General features: G+C 42.0%; 1 protein-coding gene. It reads left to right on the forward strand.

From position 1 onward, the window contains the following. The coding region (locus HC175_RS18550; RefSeq protein WP_479685240.1) for an MraY family glycosyltransferase at positions 1 to 452 on the forward strand (452 nt) is incomplete at both ends.

Raw genomic sequence — 452 nt, forward strand, 5'->3', positions numbered from 1 at the left:
TTGGACGATTATATTAAAACCTTCAGAAAAGACAAGGAAGGTCTAAAAGGAATTTTTAAAGTGATAGGACAGGTTGGATTGGGGATCATTGTGGGGGCAACCATTTATTTTCATCCCGGTATCACCATTAATGAGAATCCACAGTTGCCAGGGAATACGCAGACGATAGAATTAATCTCTTCGGCTGCAAATCCTGTTACAACCTCTGCGGAAGAAAAATCCACAAAAACGACCATTCCGTTTGTTAAAAATAATGAGTTTGATTACGCCAGTTTGATCACCTGGATCAGCCCAGAATACGCCAAATATGCCTGGTTGATCTTTATTCCCATTGTGATCTTCATTGTAACCGCTGTTTCCAATGGAGCCAATCTCACCGATGGAATCGATGGACTGGCAGCAGGAACTTCAACCATAATTGTGCTTACCCTGGGAATCTTTGCCTGGGTTTC

It is taken from the genome of Salinimicrobium oceani (genome assembly GCF_012037645.1).